Origin of the sequence: Neoroseomonas rubea (genome assembly GCF_016106015.1) — a bacterium.
In the GTDB taxonomy this organism is placed as follows: Bacteria; Pseudomonadota; Alphaproteobacteria; order Acetobacterales; family Acetobacteraceae; genus Neoroseomonas; species Neoroseomonas rubea.
In genome coordinates this window covers 1-5,237 of the sequence record NZ_JACADQ010000305.1, presented here as the reverse complement: position 1 = coordinate 5,237, position 5,237 = coordinate 1, and the positions used below count along the sequence as shown (strand labels likewise).

The 5,237-nt window shown below is 73.4% G+C and carries 4 protein-coding genes; 2 read left to right on the top strand and 2 right to left on the bottom strand.

Annotated features, from left to right (window positions below):
- Positions 1-186: hypothetical protein (locus HW577_RS20315; RefSeq protein WP_198377947.1), on the bottom strand; the 186-nt coding region annotated here is incomplete at its 3' end.
- Between the two features lie 118 nt (positions 187-304).
- Entirely contained in the window at positions 305-637 is a 333-nt protein-coding gene (locus tag HW577_RS20310; protein ID WP_198377946.1) for an FKBP-type peptidyl-prolyl cis-trans isomerase, read from the bottom strand.
- A gap of 151 nt (positions 638-788) precedes the next feature.
- On the opposite strand from HW577_RS20310, the gene HW577_RS20305 reads away from it, so the two are divergent.
- Both HW577_RS20305 and addA read left to right on the top strand, forming a co-directional pair.
- Positions 789-2,372, top strand: a complete 1,584-nt coding sequence (locus HW577_RS20305; RefSeq protein ID WP_198377945.1) for an ABC transporter substrate-binding protein — start codon at positions 789-791, stop codon at positions 2,370-2,372.
- Positions 2,369-5,237, top strand: a 2,869-nt coding sequence (gene addA / locus HW577_RS20300) for a double-strand break repair helicase AddA (protein WP_198377944.1), incomplete at its 3' end; no start/stop codon positions are given. The genes HW577_RS20305 and addA, both read left to right, overlap by 4 nt.

Sequence of the window (5,237 nt, the reverse complement as noted above, 5' to 3'; positions counted from 1 at the left end):
GCCGCCACCGCCACCGCCACCGCCGCCGCCGCCACCGCCGCCACCGCCGCCGTCCCCGCCGCGCGCAAGCGCGGCGCTGCCGAGGTCAGGCAGGAGGGGCGGCAGGATGGTGAAGGCGAAGGCGCCCAGCAGAGCGAGCGCCGCTGTTCCGCGGAGCGCAGGGGGCAGGGCGTCCAAGCGAGTCATAGCGCCATCCTCTCGCGAGCCGGTTCCTGCGGGACAACGCAGGCATTCCGACCGCAATTGACGGCATATATCACTTTTTTGTGATTTCCTCCAGCCCCTCTTCCCGCATCCCGCGGGGTCAGCCGACCGCCAACAGTTCCACGTCGAAGACCAGCGTGGCATTGGGCGGGATGACGCCGCCAGCGCCGCGCGCGCCATAGCCCATCTCCGGCGGCACGATCAGGCGGCGCTGCCCGCCCACCTTCATGCCGGCGAAGCCCGCATCCCAGCCGGCGATCACCTGCCCGATGCCCAGGGTGAAGACGAAGGGGCTTCCACGGTCGCGCGAACTGTCGAACTTGCGGCCCTTGTTCTCGGGCGCGCCCTCCTCAAACAGCCAGCCCGTGTAGTGGACGGTGATGTCCTGCCCGGGCGCGGCTTCCGCGCCGGTGCCGATCGTCAGGTCGGTCATGATCAATCTCCCGCGCCGGGCGGGATGCCGGGCGACGGGCGGAGGCATAGCGGCGGGCCCGGCGCGCCGCCATATCGCCAGGCCGGATTGCGGCGCGACGGCGGGGCGGCCCATGCTCCGCCACCAAGATTCCAGCCGAGGAGCCCCCGCCATGACATCCCGCCGCGCCGTGCTTGCCGCCCCGCTCGCCGGCCTCGCCGCGCCTTCCGTTGCCTTCGGCCAGGCGCAGGCCCGCACGCTGCGCTTCATCCCGCAGAGCAACCTGTCCAACATCGACCCGGTCTGGAGCACGGCCGTCATCGTCCGCAACCACGGGCTGATGATCTACGACACGCTCTATGGCCTCGGCGGCGACTTCCAGCCGAAGCCGCAGATGGCCGCGGGGCACGAGATCACCGATGGCGGCCTGCGCTGGACCATCCGCCTGCGCCCCGGGCTGCGCTTCCACGACGGCGAGCCGGTGCGCGCCGCGGACTGCGTCGCCTCCATCGCGCGCTGGTCGAAGCGGGACGTGCTGGGCCAGCGGCTCGACGGGCTTCTCGACGGCATGCGCGCGGTGGACGATTCCACGATCGAGATCCGGCTGAAGAAGCCGTGGGCCGGCCTCGCCTGGGCGCTCGGCAAGCCCTCCGCCAACATCTGCGCCATCATGCCGGAGCGGATCGCGCGCACCGATCCCTTCCAGCAGGTCCGCGAATACATCGGCTCCGGGCCCTTCCGCTTCCGCGCCGACCTGTTCCGCCCCGGCGACGTCGCGATCTACGAGCGCTTCGACCGCTACGAGACACGGCAGGAGCCCTCGGATTTCCTCGCCGGCGGCAAGCCCGTGCATTTCGACCGCGTCGAGTGGCGGATCATGCCCGATCCCTCCACCGCCTCCGCCGCGCTGCAGAATAACGAGGCCGATTGGTGGGAGACGCCGCTCGCCGACCTGCTGCCGCTGCTGCGCCGCCACCGCGACATCGTGGTCGACCGCATCAACAGCGCCGGCAATCTCGGCGTGCTGCGCTTCAACTTCCTGCACCCGCCCTTCGACAATCCGGCCGTGCGCCGCGCCCTGCTGCCGGCGATCAACCAGCGCGCCTTCATGGATGCGGCGATCGGCACCGACCCCTCGCTCTCCGCCGTGCCGGCGGGCGTCTTCACGCCGGGCACGCCGCTCGCCAACGATGCCGGGCTCGAAGTGCTGTCCGGTCCACGCAGCATCGAGGCGGCGCAGCGCGCGCTGCGCGAGAGCGGCTACCGCAACGAGCGCGTGGTGATGCTTTCCGCCACCGACCTGCCCGTGCTGCAGAACCTGGCGGAGGTCGCCGCCGACACCATGCGGCGCGTCGGCTTCAACGTGGATCTCGTGGCGATGGACTGGGGCACGCATATCCAGCGCCGCACCAATCGCGGCCCGGTGGACCAGGGCGGCTGGTCCGCCTTCACCACCACCTGGGAAGGGCTCGATGTCTCGGTGCCCGGCAGCCACCAGCCGATCCGCGGCCACGGCACCGGCGCCTGGGCAGGCTGGCCGACCATCCCGCGGCTCGAGGAACTGCGCGAGGCCTGGTTCGAGGCGCCGGACCTGGACGCCGAGAAGCGCATCGCGCGGGAGATCCAGACCACCGTGTGGCAGGAAGTGCCCTTCATCCCGCTCGGCCTGGTGCTGCCGCCGCAGGCCTACAGGCGGTCCATCACCGGCGTGGTGAAGGGCGGCCCGGCGCTGTTCTGGGGCGTGCGCCGCGCGTGAACGAGGCCGCCGCCACGCCGCGCGCGCGTGCCGAGGCGGCGCAGTCCCGCGCCTCCGATCCCACCGCCTCGGCCTGGGTGGAAGCCTCGGCCGGGTCGGGCAAGACGAAGCTGCTCACCGACCGGGTGCTGCGTCTGCTGCTGGCCGGCGTCGCACCAGGGCGCATCCTGTGCCTGACCTTCACCAAGGCGGCGGCGGCGGAGATGGCGACGCGGCTCGCCAAAGCCCTCGGAGGCTGGGCAACGGCGGAGGAAGCCGCCCTTACCGCGACCATCGCGAAGCTGACCGGCCGCGTCCCAGGCACGGAGGAGATCGCCGCCGCCCGCGCCCTGTTCGTGCGCGTGCTGGAGCAGCCTGGGGGGATGCGCATCTCCACCATCCACGCCTTCGCGCAATCCCTGCTGCGTGCCTTCCCGCTGGAAGCCGGCCTCGCCCCCCAGTTCGCGGTGGTGGAGGAGCAGGAGGCGCGCAGCATGCTGGCGCGGGAGCGGGAGGCGGTGCTGTCCGCCGCGCCGGATGCGAACGCGCTGACCCATCTCGCGCGGCTGGTGCCGCCGGCGCGCTTCGCGGAGCTGGTGGGCACGCTCGCCGGCGATCGGGGGCGGCTGCTGCGCGCGGTGGAGGCGCGGCAGGGGCTCGGCGCGATGATGACCGCGCTCGCGCGCGGTCTAGGCCTGCCGCCGGGCGTGAATGACGAGGCGGGGGTGATCGCCGAGGCCTGCGACATCGATGCCGAGCCCCTGTCGCGCGCCGGCGCCCTGCTGCGGCTGTCGGGCAACGAGAACGACCAGGCGCGCGGCACGGCGATCGCCGCCTGGCTCGCGCGCGATCACGCGGGCCGCGCCGCGACGTGGGAGGATTGGCGCGCGATCCTGCTGACCGACAAGAACGCGCCGCGCAAGACGCTAGCGACGAAGAAGGCTGGCCCCGATGCGGGCTGGATCCAGGAGACGCTGGCCCACGAGGCGGAGCGGGTCGCGGCGGTGGAGGACACCCGCGCCGCCTGCCGCGTGCTCGCCGCCACCGCCGCGCTGCTCGCCATCGGCGCGCCTGTGCTGCGCCGCTATCGCGACGCGAAGAATCGCGCGGGGATGCTCGACTACGACGACCTTATCCGCGGCGCCGAGCGGCTGCTGGAAGACCCGGGCAGCGCCTGGGTGCTGTTCAAGCTCGATGGCGGCCTCGATCACGTGCTGCTGGACGAGGCGCAGGATTCCAACCCCGACCAATGGGGCATCGTGCGTGCGCTGACAGGCGAATTCTTCGCCGGCGAGGGCGCCCGCGAACAAGGCCGCAGCGTCTTCGCCGTAGGCGACGAGAAGCAGTCGATCTACCGCTTCCAGGGCGCCGATGCGGAAGGCTTCGCGCGGGAACGCGCGCATTACGCCGGCGCCGTGCCCGCCGCCGGCCTCGAATTCCGGCCCGTGCCGCTCGACGTCTCCTTCCGCTCGACGGAACCGGTGCTGGCGCTGGTCGATGCGGTATTTGCCGAGGGCGCGGCGCGCGAGGGCGTGGTCGCCCCCGGCGCGACGCTGCGCCACTACGCCGACCGCGCCGGCCAGGCCGGGTCGGTCGAGATGTGGCCGCTGCTGACGGCCGAGGACGCGCCCGAACCACCCGCCTGGGCGCCACCCGATGCGCCGGTCGAGGCCGATGCCGCGCCACAGCGCCTCGCCCTGCTGCTCGCCCACCGCATCCGCCACATGATCGACCATGAGACGCTGCCCGCCCGCGTCGAGACGGGGCGGGAGGATTCGCAGCCCGAGGGCCGCCCGGTACGGCCGGGCGATGTCCTCGTGCTGGTGCGCGCCCGCGCGCGCGGCGGCTTCGTGGCCGCGCTCGTGCGCGCGCTGAAGGATCTCGGCGTGCCGGTGGGCGGCGTCGATCGCATGGTGCTGGCCGAGCAGATCGCGGTGCAGGACCTGCTAGCGCTCGCCGATGTCCTGCTGCTGCCCGAGGATGACCTGGCGCTGGCCGCGCTGCTGAAGTCGCCGCTGATCGGGCTCGATGAGGAGGAGGTGTTCGCGCTTGCCGCGCCGCGCGAAGGCACGCTCTGGTCGGCGCTCGCGGCGCATCGGGGCAGCGCGACGCGCTTCGGGCGGGTGGCGGACTGGCTCGGGCGGCTGATGGCGCGGACCGACATCGCGACGCCACACGCGCTTCTGGCCGATGTGCTGGGCGGGCCGGGGCCGCTCGACGCGCGCGCCGGTCGGGCGCGGATGCTCGCCCGGCTCGGCCCAGATGCCGCCGATCCGCTGGATGAGGTGCTGTCCGCCGCGCTCCAGCACGAACGCGCCCATCCGCCGTCGCTGCAGGGCTTCGTCCATGCGCTGCGCCAGGGTGGCGCCGAGGTGAAGCGGGAGGCGGAGGGCGCCGGCGACGCGGTCCGCATCATGACCGTGCATGGCGCCAAGGGGCTGCAGGCGCCGGTCGTCATCCTGCCCGACACGACCGCCGAGCCGCCCGATCGCACCGCGCTGCGCTGGCTGGACGAGGACCTTCCCGCCTGGGCGCCGCGGCAGGAGGGCTTTTCCGCCGCCGCCCTGGCCGAGCGGCGCACCGAGGACCAGGCGGCCGATGCGCGGGAGAGGCACCGGCTTCTCTATGTCGCGCTGACGCGCGCAGAGGACCGGCTGCTCGTCTGTGGTTGGCAGGGCGCGCGCAAGGCCGCGGACGGCAGCTGGTACCGGCTGGTCGAAGCGGGCTTCGACCGGTTGCCGGGCAGCATCGCCGCTCCGCCCGACCCCGCCTGCTTCGGCGCGGCCGCCGACCTGCTGCCGCGGGACGCGACGCTGCGGCACTTCGCCTGCCCGCAAACCGCGCCGCCGAAGGCGGAGGACCCGCCACCGCCGCGCGCTGCCGCCG

Bases quoted from the DNA above. Each gene is read 5' to 3' on its own strand.
- HW577_RS20305 (WP_198377945.1), top strand. From the start codon at position 789: ATGACATCCCGCCGCGCCGTGCTTGCCGCCCCGCTCGCCGGCCTCGCC.
- HW577_RS20310 (WP_198377946.1), bottom strand. From the start codon at position 637: ATGACCGACCTGACGATCGGCACCGGCGCGGAAGCCGCGCCCGGGCAG.